The 15,576-nt window shown below is 73.0% G+C and carries 10 protein-coding genes; 3 read left to right on the forward strand and 7 right to left on the reverse strand.

The annotated features are described in order from the left end of the window. Positions 1-345: 345 nt before the first annotated feature. The 4 genes from katG to C6376_RS30225 all read right to left on the reverse strand — a co-directional run bounded on the left by katG (position 346) and on the right by C6376_RS30225 (position 5,352). Positions 346-2,568 (reverse strand): catalase/peroxidase HPI, encoded by a 2,223-nt coding sequence (gene katG / locus C6376_RS30210; RefSeq protein ID WP_107446314.1) that lies wholly within the window; start codon positions 2,566-2,568, stop codon positions 346-348. A 125-nt stretch (positions 2,569-2,693) separates the two neighbouring features. After that, complete coding sequence (locus C6376_RS30215; protein ID WP_107446315.1) at positions 2,694-3,131, reverse strand: Fur family transcriptional regulator; 438 nt, start codon at positions 3,129-3,131, stop codon at positions 2,694-2,696. A 272-nt stretch (positions 3,132-3,403) separates the two neighbouring features. Next, positions 3,404-4,483: a maleylacetate reductase gene (locus tag C6376_RS30220; RefSeq protein ID WP_107446316.1), complete on the reverse strand. Its 1,080-nt coding sequence runs from the start codon at positions 4,481-4,483 to the stop codon at positions 3,404-3,406. After that, positions 4,480-5,352, reverse strand: a complete 873-nt coding sequence (locus tag C6376_RS30225; protein ID WP_107446317.1) for a dioxygenase — start codon at positions 5,350-5,352, stop codon at positions 4,480-4,482. The genes C6376_RS30220 and C6376_RS30225 overlap by 4 nt, the downstream gene beginning before the upstream one ends. Positions 5,353-5,794: 442 nt before the next feature. Here C6376_RS30225 and C6376_RS30230 point away from each other — a divergent pair, with 442 nt between their 5' ends. Continuing rightward, the gene (locus C6376_RS30230; RefSeq protein WP_107446318.1) at positions 5,795-6,922 is read left to right on the forward strand and encodes an enoyl-CoA hydratase/isomerase family protein; all 1,128 of its coding nucleotides are present in this window, start codon (positions 5,795-5,797) and stop codon (positions 6,920-6,922) included. 297 nt (positions 6,923-7,219) lie between these two features. Beyond that, a complete protein-coding gene (locus C6376_RS30235; protein WP_107446319.1) occupies positions 7,220-8,329 on the forward strand; it encodes a winged helix DNA-binding domain-containing protein in 1,110 nt (369 codons plus the stop codon). Positions 8,330-8,752: 423 nt separating this feature from the next. On the opposite strand, the gene C6376_RS30240 is transcribed toward C6376_RS30235, so the two are convergent. The 3 genes from C6376_RS30240 to C6376_RS30250 all read right to left on the reverse strand — a co-directional run bounded on the left by C6376_RS30240 (position 8,753) and on the right by C6376_RS30250 (position 13,756). After that, entirely contained in the window at positions 8,753-9,544 is a 792-nt protein-coding gene (locus C6376_RS30240) for a trypsin-like serine protease (protein WP_107446320.1), read from the reverse strand. A gap of 263 nt (positions 9,545-9,807) precedes the next feature. Then, positions 9,808-12,624, reverse strand: coding sequence for a LuxR family transcriptional regulator (locus tag C6376_RS30245; RefSeq protein ID WP_107446321.1), 2,817 nt, complete (start codon positions 12,622-12,624; stop codon positions 9,808-9,810). A 244-nt stretch (positions 12,625-12,868) separates the two neighbouring features. Continuing rightward, positions 12,869-13,756, reverse strand: coding sequence for a LuxR C-terminal-related transcriptional regulator (locus C6376_RS30250; protein WP_107449274.1), 888 nt, complete (start codon positions 13,754-13,756; stop codon positions 12,869-12,871). A gap of 124 nt (positions 13,757-13,880) precedes the next feature. Here C6376_RS30250 and C6376_RS30255 point away from each other — a divergent pair, with 124 nt between their 5' ends. Continuing rightward, on the forward strand, positions 13,881-15,548 hold the full coding sequence (locus tag C6376_RS30255; protein ID WP_107446322.1) for an AMP-binding protein: 1,668 nt from the start codon (positions 13,881-13,883) through the stop codon (positions 15,546-15,548). Positions 15,549-15,576 lie beyond the last annotated feature (28 nt).

Consider the following 15,576-nt stretch of genomic DNA (forward strand, 5'->3'; position numbering starts at 1 on the left):
TGTCGAACAAAGTTCGTAACTTCGGCCAGAAGATATGGGCCGTACATGCCCCAGTCAATGGTTTCGACAGTCCCACCGCCCTCGTGGGACAACGTGAGGAACCGGAGAAACATCTGTCACCGCACCCCCGGTTCGCGGCGAATGGGCGGCGGTGGACGCGCCAGGGCGACCGGCCCGGCCCTTGAGGACCGGGCCGGACGCCCTGGTGTTGCTGTTCCGTTCTCCCGGAAAGCCGGGTCCGTCGGATCAGGCCGATCGACCGGTCCGTCGGATCAGGCCGATCGACCGGTCCGTCGGATCAGGCCGAGCGGCCCGCCCGTCGGGCCAGGCCGAGCGGCCCGCCCCTCAGACCAGGTCGAAGCGGTCGAGGTCGGAGACCTTGGCCCACGCCGCGACGAAGTCCGTCACGAACTTCTCCTTCGCGTCGTCGCTCGCGTAGACCTCGGCGACCGCGCGCAGCTCGGAGTTCGAGCCGAAGACCAGGTCGGCCCGGGTGCCGGTCCACTTCACCTCGCCCGTGGCGGCGTCGCGGCCCTCGAAGAGGGACTCGTCCGAGGACGTCGACGACCAGGTCGTTCCCAGGTCGAGCAGGTTGACGAAGAAGTCGTTCGTCAGTGTGCCGGGAGCGTCGGTGAGGAGGCCGTGCGAGGACTGGCCGTGGTTCGCGCCCAGCACGCGCAGGCCGCCGACGAGGACCGTCAGCTCCGGAGCGCTCAGGTTGAGCAGGTTCGCCCGGTCGAGGAGGAGGTACTCGGCCGGCAGACGGTTGCCCTTGCCGAGGTAGTTGCGGAAACCGTCGGCGGTCGGCTCGAGCGCGGCGAAGGACTCGACGTCCGTCTGCTCCTGCGACGCGTCCACCCGGCCCGGCGTGAACGGGACCTGCACGTCGTGTCCGGCGTCCTTGGCGGCCTTCTCCACGGCGGCGGCGCCGCCGAGGACGATCAGGTCCGCCAGCGAGACCTTCTTCGCGCCGGAGTTGAACTCCGCCTGGACGCCCTCGAGGACGCGCAGCACCTGCGCCAGCTCGTCGGGCTCGTTGACCTCCCAGCCGCGCTGCGGCTCGAGGCGGATACGGGCGCCGTTGGCGCCGCCGCGCTTGTCGCTGCCGCGGAAGGTGGAGGCGGAGGCCCACGCGGTGGACACCAGCTGCGAGACGGTCAGGCCGGAGGCGAGGAGCTTGGCCTTGAGCGCCGCGACGTCCTCGGCGCCGATGACCTCACCGTCGGCCGCCGGCAGCGGGTCCTGCCACAGCAGGGTCTCCGCCGGGACCTCCGGGCCGAGGTACAGGGACTTCGGGCCCAGGTCGCGGTGGGTGAGCTTGTACCAGGCGCGGGCGAAGGCGTCCGCGAACTGGTCGGGGTTCTGGTGGAAGCGGCGTGAGATCGGCCCGTAGATCGGGTCGAAGCGCAGCGACAGGTCGGTCGTCAGCATCGTCGGGGCGTGCCGCTTGGACGTGTCGTGCGCGTCCGGGACGGTGCCCGCGCCGGCGCCGTCCTTGGCCACCCACTGCTTCGCGCCGGCCGGGCTCTCCGTCAGCTCCCACTCGAAGCCGAACAGGTTGTCGAAGAAGCCGTTGCTCCACTGCGTCGGCGTGGAGGTCCAGGTGACCTCGAGGCCGCTGGTGATGGTGTCGCCGCCCTTGCCGGTGCCGTAGCCGCTCTTCCAGCCGAGGCCCTGCTCGGCCAGCGAGGCGGCCTCGGGGTCGGCGCCGACGTTGTCCGCCGGGCCCGCGCCGTGAGTCTTGCCGAAGGTGTGACCGCCCGCGATCAGGGCGACCGTCTCCTCGTCGTTCATCGCCATCCGGCGGAACGTCTCACGGATGTCGCGGGCCGCGGCCAGCGGGTCCGGGTTGCCGTTGGGGCCTTCGGGGTTGACGTAGATGAGGCCCATCTGGACGGCGCCGAGCGGGTTCTCCAGCTCACGGTCGCCGGTGTAGCGCTGGTCGTCGAGCCAGGTGGTCTCGGGGCCCCAGTAGACGTCCTCCTCCGCCTCCCAGACGTCCTCGCGGCCGCCGGCGAAGCCGAAGGTCGAAAAGCCCATCTGCTCGAGCGCGACGTTGCCGGTGAGGATCATCAGGTCGGCCCAGGAGATGGACTGGCCGTACTTCTTCTTGACCGGCCACAGCAGACGGCGGGCCTTGTCCAGGTTGGCGTTGTCCGGCCAGCTGTTGAGCGGGGCGAACCGCTGCTGACCGGCGCCGGCGCCGCCGCGGCCGTCACTGATGCGGTAGGTGCCCGCGCTGTGCCAGGCCATGCGGATCATCAGCGGGCCGTAGTTGCCGAAGTCGGCCGGCCACCAGTCCTGCGAGGTGGTGAGCACCTCGGCGATGTCCGCCTTCACGGCGGCCAGGTCGAGCGCCTTGAACGCCTCGGCGTAGTCGAAGCCCTCGCCGAGCGGGTTCGCCACGGCGGGGTTCTTCGCGAGGATCCTCACGTTGAGCCGCTCCGGCCACCACTGGCGGTTGCCGCCGCCCTGGGTCGGGTGCGCGGCACGGCCGTGCGCGACCGGGCAGCCACCTGCCTCCGCCGCCTTCGAGTCGGTCACGATCGCGTCATGGTTCTCGGTCATGGGGGAATCCTTCTGGGCTGGTCGGATCACATGCTCAGGTTTCGCAGGGATTCGGGTTCCCCGGTCCAGGGTCCCGGGTCCTGCGGAGGCGCGGGGGTCGTGCGGATGATCGGTGCTGCGGACGCTCAGGTGCTGCGAACGGTCGAACAGTCGGGGCACAGGCCCCAGTAGATGACCTCGGCCTCGTCTATGGAGAAGCCGCGGTCGTCGGAGGCGGTCAGACAGGGGGCGTGGCCGACGGCGCAGTCGACGTCGACGACGGCGCTGCACGCCCGGCACACCAGGTGGTGATGGTTGTCGCCGACGCGCCCCTCGAACCGGGCGGGGCTGCCCGGTGGCTCGATGCGGCGCACCAGCCCGGCCGTGGTCAGCGCGTGCAGGGCGTCGTAGACGGCCTGCAGCGAGATGTGGCCGACGCGGTCGCGCACCCCGGAGGCGATGGCCTCGACACCGAGGTGGTCGCCCGCTCGGACGGTCTGGAGAAGCGCGACCCGGGCGGCCGTCACCCGCAGGCCGGCACCGCGCAGCTCCTCGGCGGTGGTCGGTGTACCGGGTGCTGTCATGCCTGCGAACCTACGGCATAGACACGAACGGTTCAAGAAAACGAGCTGTACAAGTCTGAAAGTCGCCGGTCCCCCGGGAGGAAGCTCGCAGGAGCAGGAGCAGGAGCAGGAGCAGGAGCAGGAGCAGGGGCAGGGGCAGGAGCAGCGGGGTGTCTCCGCCCCGGGGGGCGGGTGGCGACGGCGATCCGTGGGAGGCGTCGGCGGAAGCCCGACCCCGGTCCGTGCGTCACGTAGGCGGCGACGTCCGGGCCGCCGCACGGCCGCGTTCGAGGTCAGCCGCGGGACGGCGGCGCACCGTCGAACGCCGCTTGCAGGATCGCCCGCAACTCCCCGGCCAAGGCGCGGCGGGGGTTGGCGTACGGCGCCCGGAGCGTGGCGCCGACGGCACGGTCCAGGTCTGCGGCGGACAGGCCGAGGGCGGCGAGGGAACGCGGGACACCCAGCCGCCCGCCCAGCTCGTACAGTTCCCGGGCCGGGTCCGCTACCTCGAGCGCACGGCGCAGCGCAGCCGTGGCGGCGGGCGCCGACGGCGCGTTGAAGGCCAGCACATGCGGCAGGACGACGGCATGCGTCTCGGCGTGCGGCAGGCCGAAGGTGCCGCCGAGCACGTGGCAGAGCCGGTGGTGCAGGCCCATGGAGGTCGCGCCGAGGCAGGCGCCGCACAGCCAGGCCCCGTACAGGGCGCCGGCACGGGCGGCCGGCCCGGTGGGATCGGCGACGACCTCTGGCAGGGCGCGTGCCAGTGCCCGTACGCCGTCCTGCGCCATGAGCGCGACGACCGGCGAGGCGTCCGGGGCGTAGAGCGCCTCGGCGGCGTGGGCCATCGCGTTCATCCCGCTCGCGGCGGACTGCGCGGCCGGCATGGTGAGCGTCAGCAGCGGGTCGTACACGACACTGCGCGGCAGGACCCGCGGATCGCGCCCGGTGCGTTTCACCCCGTCCTCGGTCTCGCCCCAGACCGGCGTCATCTCCGACCCCGCGTACGTCGTCGGGGCGGCCACGACCGGCAGGCCGGTGCGGCGGGCGACGGCCTTGGCGAGCCCGATCGCGGAGCCGCCGCCGACCGCGGCGCAGCCGTCGGCTCCGGCCTCGCGCGCCGCCTCGACGGCTCGTTCGGCCGTCCGGACCGGTACGTGCATGCGCGCGCCCGCGTGCACCCCCGCGCACTCGTCGCCGAGCGCGGCGGCGACGGCGCGGGCCGTGTCCCGGCCGCGCTCGCCGCAGACGACGAGGACGCGGCGCAGGCCGAGCCGCCCGGTCTCCGCCGCCACCGCGTGCGGCACGGCACCCGGCCGGAACACGACGCGCATCGGCTGGGACTGGTAGGTGAAGTCCAGGGCCGGCCCGGTCATGCCGTGACCGGCTGCAGCACGATGTCGAAGACGGCCCGGCGAAAGGGGTTGGCCAGGCCGGACGATGCCGCCAGTGCCGGGTCGTCCACCTCGGCGAACTCCTGCACCAGGCTCCTCCTGACGGCGAAGACGGCGTCCGACTCCAGATAGTCGCTGCCCGCCACGAAGACGTGGGTCGTCACGGGCAGGTGGCCGTCGGCGCTCACGATGAAGTGGATGTGGGCGGGCCGGTAGGGGTGGCGGTCGGTGGCCTCGAGCAGCGCCCCGACCGGTCCGTCCGTGGGGATCGGATACGGGCTCGGCACGCACGAGCGGAACCGGAAGCGACCCTCGGAGTCCGTGGTGAACAGGCCTCGGCCGTTGCCCGGCGGCTGTTTCCGGGGCTGCTGGACGTCGTAGAAGCCCTGGCCGTCGGCCTGCCACACGTCCAGCGTCGCGCCGGGCAGCGGGATGCCGTCGACGGACACGACCCGGCCGCTGATGAGGCAGGGCTCACCGGCGCCGACCAGGTCCACGGTGTCCCCGAGCGCCCGCGCAGGTGACTCGACCATGTGGAACGGGCCGAGCACCGTGGAGTCGGTGGCGGCCGGCTCCGTGCGGTCGTTGATCGCCTCGACGAGCATCGACACGCCCAGGACGTCCGAGAGCAGGATGAACTCCTGCCGGGTGTCGTCGCACCGCTGCCCGGCCTCGGTGAGGAAGGCGATCGCCCGCTCCCACTCGGCCCGGGTCGGCTCGGTCTCCCGCACGAAGTCGTGCAGATGCCGTACGAGGCCGGTCAGCAGCTCCCTCAACCGGGGGTCGGGGGTGCGGGCGAAACTGTCCACGACCGCGTCCGTCGCGGTCTCGGCGGTGAAGTCCATGGCCATGGCGGCCTCCTGCTCGGCCTCGGCGGTTCGGCTTCGCCGAGTATCCGTCGTGGGGCACGGAAAGCCGGCGCAGGGCGCGACCGAAGTCCCGGGCGGGAAGGCGGGCGAGCCGGGCAGGACGGGCCCGACAGGCAGGACGGGCCGGGACGGGCCGGGAGGGAAGGACGGGCCGGGCAGGGCGCGACCACGGCGGGGCCACGGCGTGGCCGCACCCGGCCGCACGGTCCGGTGAGGGCTGGGACCGGGCCCCACGACCGGGTCGGCGAGCCTCCTGAGAAGATCGTCGGTGAAACGCGTCCACCGGACTCCGGAAGGGGATCGACGAGATCATGTGTAGCACCGCGTCCCGCGGCCTGACGGATTCCCGTCCCGGGACAGAAACCCGTTCCCGCAAAGAAACCCGTTCCCGCAAGGAAGCCCTTTACAGGACGGGGGCCCGCTGATGACCGGCGCCGACGCCCCCGTCCTGCTGGAGACGGTCGGCCGGGCCGCCCGCCTCGTCCTCAACCGCCCACGCGCTCTCAACGCCCTGAACCATGCGATGGTGCGCAGGATCGACGACGCGCTGACCGCGTGGGAGCACGACCCCGCCGTCGAGACCGTCGTGCTCACCGGCGCGGGGGAACGCGGCCTGTGTGCGGGCGGCGACATCCGCGCCGTCCACGACGACGCCCGCGACGGTGACGGCACGGCCTCGGCGGCCTTCTGGCGAGACGAGTACCGTCTCAACGCCCGTATCGCCCGATACCCCAAGCCCTATGTCGCCGTCATGGACGGCATCGTCATGGGCGGCGGCGTCGGCGTCTCCGCGCACGGCGGCGTGCGGGTCGTCACCGAGCGCTCCCGGATCGCCATGCCCGAGACCGGCATCGGATTCGTGCCCGACGTGGGCGGCACCCATCTGCTCGGCCGTGCGCCGGGTGAACTCGGCGTCCACCTCGCCCTGACGGGCGCGCAGATCGGCGCGGGGGACGCCGTGCTGTGCGGACTCGCCGACCACTACGTGCCGTCCGCCTCGCTCCCCACGTTTCTCGCCGAACTCGCCGACCTGCCGGTGGGCGAGGCCGTGGCCCGTCACGAGCAGCCCCCGCCGCAGGGGGAGTTGGCCGCGGCGCGCGGGTGGATCGACGCGTGTTACGCCGCCGGCACGGTCGAGGAGATCGTCCGGCGCCTGCTCGCCCACGGCGACCCGGCCGCCGCGGAGGCCGCGCAGACCCTGCTCACCCGGTCGCCCACCGCGCTGAAGGTCACCCTGGCCGCCCTGCACCGTGCCCGGCGGCTCGGCTCGCTGGAGGAGGTGCTGGACCAGGAGTACCGCGTTTCGTGCGCCGCTCTGACCAGCCCCGACCTCGTCGAGGGCGTCCGCGCCCAGATCGTCGACAAGGACCGCGCCCCGCGCTGGTCGCCGGCCACCCTCGCCGAGGTCGCCGACACGGATGTGGAACGCTTCTTCACCCCCCTCGGCACCCGGGAACCCGGTCTCGCCGGACCACCGTCCTCCCACCCGCCCCACCAGCTCCACCCGCCCCACCAGCTCCACCCGGCCACTCGGCTTCGTCCCGCCCCTTGACCCGGTGCGTCCTCCCGGACCCGCCGACAGCCGGGCTTGACCGTCACGAACAGCCGGGCTTGCCGTCACGAAGCGCGCCGACGGCCGCGCGAACACGGCAATGCCGGCCCCTCCGTCCTGCCGGGCATCCGGGTGCCGCGCCTCAGGTGGGGCCGAGCCCGAGACGGCTCTCGCCCCGCGCCCCCGTTCCCTCGCTCGCCCCCTGCGGCGGCCCCACAGCCGCCCCGGCCCGTCCCGTCTGCCCTCCCCGCCGCGTTGCGGACAGGGCCTGTCCGCAAGCCCGGTTAGCTTGGCCGTATGACGAAGACGACCTCCCCGGCGGGCCCCGTGCTCGACGCCCGGGCCCTCAACCGTGCCACCCTCGCCCGGCAACTGCTGCTGAGCCCGGCCGAGTTGTCCGCCAAGGCCGCGGTGGAGCACCTGCTCGGACTGCAGGCGCAGAACGTCAAGCCGCCGTACTACGCGCTCGCTGCCCGCCTCGAAGGCTTCGTCCCGGAGCAGCTGTCGGGGCTGATGGCGGACCGCGAGGTCGTCCGGATCGTCAGCATGCGCTCCACGATCCACACCCACACCGCGGACGACTGCCTGACCCTCCGGCCGCTCGTCCAGCCCGCCCGCGACCGGGAGCTGGCCAACTTCCGCAAGGGACTCGTGGGGGTCGACCTCGACCGGCTCGCAGTCCTTGCCCGCGAGCTGGTCGAGGACGAGCCGCGCACCATGGGCCAACTGCGAGAGGCGCTCACCGTGGAGTGGCCGGACGCCGACCCGCAGTCCCTCGCCGTGGCCGCCCGCTGCCGACTGCCCCTGGTCCAGGTCACTCCGCGCGGGCTGTGGGGCCGGAGCGGACAGGTCGCCCTCACCACCGCCGAGCACTGGCTGGGCCGCCCCGCACAGCAGGCGCCCGCAGCGGACGCCGTCGTCCTGCGCTATCTGGCGGCCTTCGGTCCGGCCTCCGTCAAGGACATGCAGACCTGGGCCGGCCTGACCCGGCTGCGCGAGGCTTTCGCAGGTCTGCGCCCGCACCTGTCGGTCTTCCGGGACGATCACGGCGTCGAGCTGTTCGACCTGCCCGAGGCCCCGCGCCCCGACCCCGAAACCCCGGCCCCGCCGCGGTTCCTCGCCGAGTTCGACAACCTTCTCCTCTCCCACGCCGACCGCAGTCGCGTCATCCCGCCCGAGTACTGGGGACGTTCCTGGCAGGGCAACCAGGCGTACTGCACCTTCCTGGTCGACGGCTTCCTCGCGGGCGTGTGGAGACTGGACCGGGACACCCTGGTCGTCGAGCCCTTCGGCCGCCTCACCGGCGCACAGAAGCGGGACGTGCTCGCCGAGGGGGAGCGTGTGCTGGCCGTGATGCACCCCGGGGAGTCCTACGACATCCGGTTCGGGACGGTCCTCCGGCCCTGACGGCGGGAACGTCAGGACACGGCGGGAACGTCAGGACACGGCGGGAACGGCGAACACAGCAGAAAGAGCGGAAGCAACGGAAACAGCAGCGGAAACGACGAAACAGCAGAAAACGACGGAAACATCGGAACGTCGGTAAACGACTGAAATAGCGGTAACCGACCGTAATGGCGGTAACAGTGGAAATGCCAGCAACGGTGGTAACGGCGGAGCGAGTGGTGATGGTGTTGCGGCGGTAACAGTCGAAACGGCCGGGTGACGCCCCGCCGGGGCCGTGCGTGCACCATGCGGAACGCCCCACCGGCGACCGGTGGGGCGTGGACGGATGGACAGGGGGCGCTGCGGGCCGCTCGTGGAGGCTCGCAGCGCCCCCTGGTCGTTCCCTGAGGGGTGCTCAGGAGTTTCTCGGGGGCTGCCCGGCCGCTACGAGTTGACCTGCGCGGTCACCAGGCTGGAGAAGGTGGTCAGCCGGGTGTACACACCCGGGTAACCGGCTTCCGCGCAGCCCTCGCCCCAAGAAGTGATCCCTGCCAGGACGCCCCCGATGAGCAGGGGACCGCCGCTGTCGCCCTGGCAGGTGTCTGTGCCGCCGGAGGAGTATCCGGCGCAAACCATGTCGGTCTGGACGAAGTCCGAACCGTAGGAGCTCTTGCAGCTGGAGTCGGACACGATCGGGACGGTCGCGGTCCGCAGCTGGTTGGAGGAGCTGCCGTTCTCCGAGGTGGTGCCCCAGCCGATGATGCGGGCGGTGGTGCCGGCCGCGTACACGCCGGTCTGGGACGAGGAGACGTACGACGCCTTGGTGTACGGCATCGACGTCGACAGGGTCAGGACGGCCACGTCGTCGCCGTTGGTGGCGTCCGTGTATCCCGGGTTGATCCAGATCCTGCTCACCCGGCTGACCGTGCCGTTGGTGCCGTTGAGGTAGGTGCGGCCGCCGACGACGCGCACACTGCTCGTGGTCTCGCCGACCATGCAGTGCGCGGCGGTGACCACCTTGGTCGCCGAGACGAGGGTGCCGCCGCAGAACTGGTTCTGCGAGGCGTCCGTGATCTGCATCATGAACGGATACGCCGTGGTCGTGGTCGTCGTGCCGCCGACGATCGGCTGCGGGGCTGCGACGGCGGTGGGGGCGCCGAGCAGTACGGTCGCCGCCGTGGCGGCGGTCGCCGCGATGACGGCGGCGGTTCTCTTCACGCGGTTGAGCCCGAACATGGAACTCCTCGAGGGGTTGCCGGTGGGGGGTCGCGCGGGTGTGGGGGGTGTGCACGGGGGTCGCGGGACCGACCCCCGTGTGCCCGGGCGAGCGGCACGTCCCTTACGCTAGGACCCGGTGCCCGGCGTCCCCAATGAGGGAACCCCCTAAGGGAGTTGAGGCAGGGAAAACCCTCGGTCCGGCAGCACCGTCGCCGCACCCTCGCTCAGGGGGACGTCCTGCGCGAAGGTCGCCCCCGAGGGGCAGTTAACCCGCGCGATCCTCACTTCGAGTGACGCCCCGCCGCCAACCGGACGATGTCCACCCGCGAGCGGATCCCCAGCTTGCGGTAGACCCGGGTCAGGGTCGCCTCGACCGTCTTCACGCTGATGAACAGCCGCGCGGCGATCTCCCGGTTGGTCGCCCCTTCCATGACGAGCGCCGCGACCTGACGCTCCATCGCGGCCAGTCCCGCCAGCGCGTCGGAGGGCGGGGTCTGCGCGGTGAGGGCGGACGGCTGGCTCGCGCCCTGTGCGGCGGCCTCGTCCACCTGACGCAGCCAGGGCAGCGCCCGGCACCGCCGGAACAGCCGTGCCGCCTCGTCGTACGACGTCGGCCCCGGCCGCCCGGTGCGCAGCCGGGCCAGCGCGAACGCCGCCCGCGCCTCCTCCAGCCCGTAGCCGAGCTTGGCGAGCCGGTCCTGAACGGACGTCAGCCGGGACAGCGCCCCCTCGTGGTCGCCGAGCGCCGCCCGCACCAGGGCCTCCGCCCGGTCCAGCACGGCCAGTACGCTCTCGCGGTCCAGCCGCAGCGCGTGTTCGCGCGTCACGGCGATGACGTCCTGCGCCTCGCCCGGCTCGCCGACCCGGACCAGCGCCTCGGCCAGGTCGCCCTGCCACCGGCCCCGCGCGGGGTCGGTGATGCCCAGGCCCTGCTCCAGTTCGCGCACCCGGCGCAGCGAGCCGACCGCGCCCGCCGCGTCGCCGGCCACGAACTGGGCGTGGCCCAGCGCGGCCAGGGCGCGGGAGAGGTACATCTGGTCGCCGTCCTCCTCGGCCCGCCCCGCCGCCTCCCGGGCCAGTGCCAGCGCTTGTCCGACGTCGCCGCCCGAAGCCTCGGCGAGGGAGGCCAGCATCGCGGAGGCGCCCAGGCCGATACCCGAGTCACGGGCCAGCCTGAGGCTCTCGCGGGCCAGGTCGAGGGCGCGTCCGCAGTGCCCGGAGCGCAGTTCGGTCTCGGCGAGGAAGCGCTGGAAGTGCACCTCGCTCTCGACCATGCCGCGCCGCCGGACCTCGCGCAGCAGCGCGGTGATGGTCGACCGGGCCTCGGGCAGCTGGTCGCTCATCATCAGCCACCGGAACCTCGCCGCGCCGACGCCGTTGTGGTGGCAGGCCACGTAGGGGTCCTGAGGCTCCCTCATGGCCTGCTTGATGGTCGCGGGGGCGTTCGGATGGCCCATCAGGGTCTCGGTGGACGACTGGAACGACAGCGCCATCAGCTCGGTGCGCCGGTCGTCGCCGCGCGCCGCCAGCTCCGCCGCGTGCGCGGCCTCCTGCCGGGCCTCGGAGAAGTCGCCCTCGACGATCAGCTTGCGCCAGGCGAGGTGGTAGTGGACCAGGGCGAGCAGCCGGGGGTCGTCGCCGGCGTCGGCGAGGGCCTGCGGGAAGACGGCGTCGACGTCGCCGAGAGCCTGCCCGGCGGCCTCGATGACCACCTCCCAGGCGCGGATCCGGTCGGCGGGGACGGTCGCCCGGGTCAGCACCTCACGCGCGATGTCCCGGGCCAGGTCCACCTCGCCGGCGGTGATGGCGTCCTCGGCGGCGCACAGCCGGTGTTCGTCCGGGCCGGGCGTGCCGTCGGGCGGGGTGTGCCGGGCGGCGAGCAGCCCGAGCGAGGCGGCCACCGACGGGGCGCCCCGGTCGCGGGCCAGGGCCGCGGCCTCGGCGAGCCGGGCGGCGACCTCCGGGTCGGTGCCGGTGGTGGCCATGGCGAGGTTGCGGGCCCGCTCGATCGGGTCGGAGGCGGCGGTGGACAGCGCGGCGTGCGCGGCCCGGCGCTCCAGCGCGGGGGCCTCCGCGTACAGCGCGGCGGAGATCAGCGGATGCGCGAACCGGACGGCCGGGCCCTCCGGCTCGGTCGCCAGCAGTCCGAGGGCCGCCGCCTGCGCGGTCTCCGCCTCGGCGTTCTCCCGGCCGGCCGCGTGCAGCAGGGCCAGCGTGGGGCGCGCGCCGGCGCTGGCCACCAGCAGGGTGCGCCGGGCCTCGTCGGAGAGCATGTCCAGACGGCTGAGGACCAGGGCGCGCAGCGAGGTCGGCACCGGCAGCGGCTCGCCGGGGCGGGGCGGCGTCGGGTTCTCTCCGAGGGCGCGGCCGAGCTCCAGCGCGAACAGGGGGTTGCCGCCGCTGGTGCGATGGATCTCCCGGACCGTGGAGCGGGGCAGGTCGGTGTAGCCGCGGTGGTCGAGAAGCGCGGAGACCTGGTTGCGGGAGAGCGGGTTGAGGCGGACCGCGAGGGTGTCCGGCGGGGACGCGCGTAGATGCCGGTCGTACTCCTGTCCCTCCGTGCGCACCGCGCACAGCAGCTGGACGGGGGTGTCGCCGAGGCGGCGGGCGGCGAAACCCAGGAGCTCGGCGCTGGCCGAGTCCAGCCACTGCAGGTCGTCGGCGACGAGCAGGACGGGGCCCGCGGCGGCGAGGACGCGCAGTGCGGACAGCACGGCCAGTCGCAGGGCGAGGCCGTCGCGCTGCAGCGTCGACTCGCCGCGGCCGGTGAGCGCCGACTCCAGGGCCGTGCGCTGCGCGGCGGGCAACTTGTCCGAGATCTCGTCCAGGACGAGGCCGAAGAGGTCCGCCAGCGCCAGGAACGGGAGGTGGGATTCGGACTCGGTCGCCGAGCAGCGCAGGACGGTGCGCGCCGCCTCGCCGTAATCCGCGGCCAATGCCCGCAGCACGGTCGACTTTCCTATTCCGGCCGGGCCGTGCAGCAGCACACTGCCGCCGCGCGTCAGCTGGTCACGGGCGGACGTGACCAGCTCCTCCCTGCCGATGACCAGGTCGGGGCGGCATCTGGCAGGCTCCTTGAAGTCCCGTCGCACGGTCACCGCTCCCTTCTGAGTGTCGTGTCCGGGCCAAATTCTAGGCAACGACTCTTTGAAATTCGGAGGCGGATCGTGGTGAGGGATATAACAACGTGACGCATAGGGAAATTCATGGCAACGGTGAGTGAATGGTTCCTTGTCGTGAGGGGCCTCCTTGGCCGGATGTGATCGCTGCCTCCGCCGTGCTCGGACCGCCGTGCCCGGACGTCTCCCGCACCCCGGACGAGGGGCGCGCCGACCGCTCGCGCTACGGCAGCAGACCCGCTCTGCGGGCCGCGACCACCGCCTCTCCCCGGGTGTGCGCGCCCAGTCTGCGCATCGCCGATCTCAGGTAGCCCTTGACCGTCTCCGCCCGCAGCCCGAGCCGCTCGGCGATCGCCCCGTTCGTCGCCCCCGCCGCCACGCACGCAAGTACGTCCAGTTCTCGCGGGGCCAGGACGACCGGCTGCCGGGCCGGCTCCTGCGGCGGCCCCGAGGCCAGCAGTCGGCAGGCGTGGAGGAGGTCGGCGCGCAGCGCGGGGTCGGCGATCCGCGGGGCCAGGGCCCGCAGCGCCGCGTGCGCCTCGCGTACCTGCTCCCAGTCAACCGCCCCCTCCGGGCCCGCGGCGGTTCCCTCGCCCGCGGCGGCACCCGGCCCGGCACCCGCTCCGAAGCCCGGCCCGGCCGCCGTCAGCAGCCCCCGCACCTCGTCCTCGACGACCAGCGCCTGCTCCACGTCCCGTGCCGCCTGCGCCGCCGCGGTCAGCGTACGGTCGCCCAGCGGCTGCGCCGTGCGCAGCGCCCCGTACAGCACCCCGCGCACCCGGCGCCGGACCACCACCGGGATCGCCAGCACCGACCGCAGGCCCTCCTCGGCGACGGCCGCGTCGTACTCGTGGCTGATCTGCCGGGAGAGCGAGTAGTCGGTCACCGCACAGGGACGGGCCAGTGCCACCGCCTTGCCGCCGAGCCCGTTTCCGGACGTCACCGCCAGCCCGCGCAAGGCGAGCCCGGCCGCGCCGCTGAACTCGCTGATCCGCATGCGTCGGCGCCCGGGCTCCACCAGACCGCCGAAGGCGACCGGCAACCCGGTCGCCCGGCGCAGCCGCGCCAGCGCACCGCGAATCTCCACCGTTCCGGCCGCGTCTGCTGCCACGTTCTCGCCCTTTCCGCGCGGCGTGGTGCCGCACACCCCCGTTCGGGGGTAGTGAGACCTGCATCACGGATTACACGATGTCGGAGAGCCGCCCGGCAATGGTCCGGCACCGAGGAGGACACAGATGACGGCGACGGAGCTCTTCCGCAGAGCCCGCGACTTCCTGCTGGAACACCGCGAGGACTACACAACCGCTTACGGGCGTTTCGAGTGGCCCCGCCCCGAACGGTTCAACTGGGCCCTCGACTGGTTCGACGCCATCGCCGACGGCAACCAGCGCACCGCCCTGCACATCGTGGAGGAAGACGGTTCCGAAACCCGCCGCACCTTCGCCGAACTGTCCGAGCGCTCCGACCGGATCGCGAACTGGCTGCGCGGCCGCGGGGTGGCCGCAGAGGACCGCATTCTCGTCATGCTCGGCAACCAGGCCGAACTCTGGGAGACGGCGCTCGCCGCGATGAAACTGCGTGCCGTCGTCATTCCGGCGACGCCGCTGCTCGGCCCCGCCGACCTGGCCGACCGCGTGGAACGAGGCCGGGTCAGGCACGTCCTCGTCCGGTCAGCGGACGCCGTCAAGTTCGACGAGGTCCCGGGCGACTACACCCGGATCGCGGTCGGCGGCGCACCCGAGGGCTGGCAGCGGTACGAGGAGGCGTACGACGCCCCGGCCGGCTTCACGCCGGACGGCCCGACCCTCGCCGACGACCCGCTGATGCTCTACTTCACCTCCGGCACGACCGCCCGGCCCAAGCTGGTGGAGCACACCCACACCTCGTACCCGGTCGGCCACCTGTCCACGATGTACTGGATCGGTCTGCGCCCCGGCGACGTCCACCTCAACATCTCCTCGCCCGGCTGGGCCAAGCACGCCTGGTCCAACCTCTTCGCCCCGTGGAACGCGGAAGCAACCGTTTTCATCCACAATTACACGCGTTTCGACCCGGCCCGGCTGATGGCGGAGATGGAACGGGCGGGCGTGACGACGTTCTGCGCCCCGCCCACCGTCTGGCGCATGCTCATCCAGGCCGACCTCACCCAGCTGCGCACCCCGCCACGCGAGGCGGTGGCCGCGGGGGAGCCCCTCAACCCCGAGGTCGTCGAGCAGGTCCGGCGCGCCTGGGGAGTGACCGTCCGGGACGGCTTCGGCCAGACCGAGACGGCCGTCCAGATCGCCAACAGCCCCGGCCAGGAGCTGAAGACCGGCTCGATGGGCCGGCCCGCCCCCGGATACCGGGTGGAGCTGCTCGACCCGGTGTCGGGCGCGCCCGGCGCGACGGAGGGCGAGATCGCGCTCGACCTGTCCGAGAGACCGGTGGGCCTGATGACCGGTTACCACGGCGACGCCGACCGCAGTGCCGAGGCGATGGCCGGCGGCTACTACCGCACCGGGGACGTCGGAAGCCGTGACGAGAACGGTTACATCACCTACGTGGGCCGGTCCGACGACGTCTTCAAGGCGTCCGACTACAAGATCAGCCCCTTCGAGCTGGAGAGCGCGCTGCTGGAGCACGCGGCGGTGGCGGAGGCGGCCGTGGTCCCCGCCCCGGACGAGCTGCGCCTCGCGGTGCCCAAGGCGTACGTCGTCCTCGCCGAGGGCTGGGAGCCGGGCCCCGACACCGCGAAGGTGCTGTTCGAGCACTCCCGCGAGGTGCTCGCCGCCTACAAGCGGATCCGCCGCCTGGAGTTCGCGCCGCTGCCCAAGACCGTCAGCGGCAAGATCCGCCGCATCGAGCTGCGCGAGGCCACGGCGGCGGGCTCCGCGGACGAGTACCGCGAGGAGGACTTCCGGTGAGCGGGGTGAGCGGCCCGCCGTCCACGTC

Origin of the sequence: Streptomyces sp. P3, assembly GCF_003032475.1 — a bacterium.
Classification (GTDB): Bacteria; Actinomycetota; Actinomycetes; order Streptomycetales; family Streptomycetaceae; genus Streptomyces.